Here is a 1423-nt window from a genome sequence, read left to right as displayed (position 1 = left end):
CAGTGGAGGGCATACGCTTCGCCAGCCGCGCCACCAAGGGCGTGACCATCTTCAACACGGCAGAAGGCGAGAAAGTGGTTTCGGTGGAGCGGATTTCGGAGCCGCAGGCTGACGAGGAAGCCGAAGAAGCGCCTTCGGGCGAGGTCGGCGCCACAGAAGATGCGGGCGAGGGAAATCCCGAATAGGCTTTTGGCTACGCGCCACCGGCCCGTGGGGCCGGTGCGATCATGGCTGGAAATCAGAAGCGGCGGTAAACGTTACGGGCAACGAACCCATCGAGACGCTTGGTGTTGGCCTTGACGCGCACCCGCGCGGCTTCCTGATGCAGCCCGAATGCGGTTGCGATCAGCATCACGATAGTCATTGCGGTGGCAAGCATGTAGATCAGCATTTTCGTGTTCTCCTGCTCTTGTAACGATAAGATGGTGTTTTGGTTTCATCTCCTGAAGCGGCAACCTAGTGAACGCTGCGTGAAGCGTTCGTGATCGTCGCATTCATCTGTCGTTCACGTCCGTGAAAAGGTTCACGACCGGCACATCAATGGGATTTGCCTTTGTTTGAGAGGCTCGCTAGAAGCCTGCCATGACCGTACGCACCGCCCTTTACGCAGGCTCCTTCGACCCGCTGACCAACGGCCATCTCGACGTCTTGAAGGCGTCGCTTGCCGTGGCCGACACCGTCTACGCGGCGATCGGCGTCCACCCAGGCAAGGCGCCGCTGTTTTCCTTCGACGAACGCGTGGCGCTGATCGAGGCCGCGACCAAGGCGGAGTTCGGCCGCGATAGCGCCCGCATCAAGGTGGTTGCCTTCGATGGTCTGGTCGTCGACGCCACCAGGAAGCATGGTGCCTCGATCATCATCCGCGGTCTGCGCGACGGCACCGATCTCGACTACGAGATGCAGATGGCCGGCATGAACGAGACGATGGCGCCGGACCTGCAGACAGTTTTCCTGCCGGCGAGCCCCTCGGTGCGCACCATTACCGCCACACTTGTCCGCCAGATTGCGTCGATGGGCGGCGACATCCGCCCGTTCGTGCCGGCGGCCGTCGCCGGCGCGCTCACCGCCAAATTCGCGAAATAGCGCATGTCGCCCAAAAGTGGATTCCGGTTTTGGGTCAACGACATGTACCCAAACAAAGACTTTCGGAGAACACCATGAAGCTGAAGAAGCTCGCTTCGTTCCTTGTCGTGCTTGCCGGCGTTTTCGCCGCATCCCTGCCGGCTTTCGCCGCCGACAAGGAAAATACCATGATCATCACGCTGAAGGACGGCGACGTGACTATCGCCTTGCGTCCGGATATCGCGCCCAAGCATGCCGCGCAGATCAAGAAGCTGGTGCGCGAGGGCGCCTATGACAACGTCGCCTTCCACCGCGTCATCGACGGCTTCATGGCGCAGACCGGCGACGTCAAGTTCGGCAA

The 1423-nt window shown here is 60.9% G+C and carries 4 protein-coding genes; 3 read left to right on the top strand and 1 reads right to left on the bottom strand.

Annotation, left to right across the window (positions count from 1 at the left end; translation table 11 throughout):
• On the top strand, positions 1-185 hold a 185-nt coding region (locus EOA38_RS36555; RefSeq protein ID WP_145966294.1), incomplete at its 5' end, for a hypothetical protein.
• A 53-nt stretch (positions 186-238) separates the two neighbouring features.
• Here the strand turns inward: EOA38_RS36555 and EOA38_RS36550 are convergent.
• Positions 239-391 (bottom strand): hypothetical protein, encoded by a 153-nt coding sequence (locus EOA38_RS36550; protein WP_127301494.1) that lies wholly within the window; start codon positions 389-391, stop codon positions 239-241.
• Positions 392-582: 191 nt separating this feature from the next.
• Between EOA38_RS36550 and coaD the strand changes: the two genes are divergently transcribed.
• Positions 583-1083 (top strand): pantetheine-phosphate adenylyltransferase, encoded by a 501-nt coding sequence (gene coaD, locus EOA38_RS36545; RefSeq protein WP_126093822.1) that lies wholly within the window; start codon positions 583-585, stop codon positions 1081-1083.
• A gap of 74 nt (positions 1084-1157) precedes the next feature.
• Positions 1158-1423, top strand: a 266-nt coding sequence (locus EOA38_RS36540; RefSeq protein WP_189435180.1) for a peptidylprolyl isomerase, incomplete at its 3' end; no start/stop codon positions are given.

Origin of the sequence: Mesorhizobium sp. M1E.F.Ca.ET.041.01.1.1, assembly GCF_003997355.1 — a bacterium.
In the GTDB taxonomy this organism is placed as follows: Bacteria; Pseudomonadota; Alphaproteobacteria; order Rhizobiales; family Rhizobiaceae; genus Mesorhizobium.
Note: the sequence above shows the minus strand (reverse complement) of the source record. Positions and strands in the feature narration are given on the sequence as shown.